This is a genomic window from Teichococcus aerofrigidensis, assembly GCF_054073225.1.
On sequence record NZ_JBSXMU010000237.1, the window covers coordinates 1 to 1,949 of the forward strand.

Annotated in this window: 2 protein-coding genes; both read right to left on the bottom strand. The window is 77.0% G+C overall.

All coding sequences use genetic code 11. From position 1 onward, the window contains the following. Nucleotides 1–466: 4-(cytidine 5'-diphospho)-2-C-methyl-D-erythritol kinase (locus ACVMLK_RS20875; RefSeq protein WP_457487519.1), on the bottom strand; the 466-nt coding region annotated here is incomplete at its 3' end. 2 nt (nucleotides 467–468) lie between these two features. After that, nucleotides 469–1,949 (bottom strand): tetratricopeptide repeat protein (locus ACVMLK_RS20880; protein WP_457487520.1); only part of this gene is annotated, 1,481 nt, incomplete at its 5' end.

A 1,949-nucleotide genomic window follows, 5' to 3' on the forward strand; every position in this document is an offset into this window, starting at 1 on the left:
CGCCGCCCATGCGCGCCGGGCGCCCGTCCAGGCAGACCGGCACGTCGGCGCCGAGCTTCGCCGCCAAGGGCGCGAGCCGGGCCAGCGGCCAGTTCAGCCCCCAGGCGCGGTTGAGCAGGCGCAGGGCGGCGGCCGCGTCGGCCGAGCCGCCGCCGATCCCGGAGGCGACCGGCAGGCGCTTCTCCAGGCGGAGCGCGCCACGGGGTGGCAGGCCGGCCTTCTCGGCGAGCAGGCGCGCGGCGCGCAGCACCAGGTTGTCCGGCTCGGCCGCCAGCGACGCCGCCTCGGGGCCGGCCAGTTCCAGGCTCAGCGCCTCGGCCGGGGCGACATCCAGCCGGTCCGCGGCGCCGGCGAAGACCACCAGGCTGTCCAGCAGATGGTAGCCATCGGGCCGCCGCCCCAGGACGTGCAGGTGCAGGTTGATCTTCGCCGGCGCCATCTCGGTGCCCGCCAGCACGGCCGGCATGCTCAGCGCGCGACCGGGGCGGCCGCGTCGGGCAGGCCGTCGCGCAGCTTGGCGGCGATGCGCGGCCCCTCCCCGTCCTCCGGCCCCAGGGTGAGGGCGCGGTGCCACTGATACTGCGCCTCGATACGGCGCCCGCTGGCCCAGTAGACATCGCCCAGGTGGTCGTTGATGACGCTGTTGCGCGATTCCAGCTCGACCGCCTTCTCCATCCACTGCGTGGCGGCCGGCAGGTCGCCCAGCTTGAAGAGCGCCCAGCCCAGGCTGTCGGCGATGTTGCCGTCCTGCGGGCGCAGCGCGGCGGCGCGCTCCAGCATGGCGCGCGCCTCGGCGAGGTTTTCGCCCTTCTCGACCCAGGTGTAGCCGAGATAGTTCAGGACGTAGGGCTGTTCCGGGGCGAGGCGCAGCGCCTGCTGCAGGTCGCTCTCGGCGCCCTTCCAGTCGCCCGAGCGCTCCAGCGCGATGCCGCGGGCGTAGAACAGCACCCAGTGCGACGGGGCCGGCCGCATGCCGACGCGGGCGAGCGCGGTGGAATAGGCCTCCGCCGCCTCGGCATAGCGCTCCCGGCCCCGCAGCAGGTCGCCCAGCCGGGCCGGCACCAGCACGGACTCCGGATGCGCCGAGGCCAGGGCCCGCAACGCCGCCACCGCCGCCTCCGGCTGCTCCGCCCGGTCCAGCAGGGTGGCCCGGCGCAGCGCCACCACCGGCGCCAGCGGATCGTCCTCGGCCGCGCCGCGCAGCAGGGCCAGGGCGCTCTCCGGGCGCTTCTGCTCCGCCAGCGCATCGGCCGCCACCAGCAAGGCGGGGGTGAAGTCGGGCCGCAGCCGCAGCGCCATGCGGGAGAGCAGCAGGGTCAGCTCCGGCGCGCCCTGGCCCCGCATGGCGCCGGCCAGCGCCAGCTCGGCCTCCGCCATGCCCTCCACCGCCGAGGCCACGGCACGGCCGCGCAGCAGCGCCCGCCGCGCCGCCTCCGTGCCGAGCAGGGACAGGTCGTCCGCGCCCTCGGCCAGGGCCTGCAGCATCCGCCCCGCCTCCTCCTTCCGGCCGGCGCGGTCGAGGATCCCGGCGATGATCTGCACCATGCGCAGATTGACCTCGGGGCTGCCGGCCAGGGCGAGGCGCACCAGCCGCTCGGCCTCGGCGCCACGGTTGGCGAGGTCGGCGATCATCGCCGCGTGCAGGGCGGCGAGGCCGCGCAGCCGGCCGGATTCGATCTGCGGCCGCAGCGTGGCCAAAGCCGCGTCCGTCTGGCCACGCCCCGCCTGCGCCCAGGCCAGCAGCAGCGGCTGCAGCACCTGCGCCGCGCCGTTCGGCGGCAGCTGGCGCAGCCGGGCCTCGGCGCGCTCCCAGCGCCCCGCCATGGCGTCGGCCCCGGCGAGCACGATCCCGGCCAGCTCGTTCTGCGGCAGGCGGCGGGCGAGGCGCACCGCCTCGGCGCGGCCATCCATCACCGTGGCCAGGAAGGCGCGGCTGACCACCTCCGGCT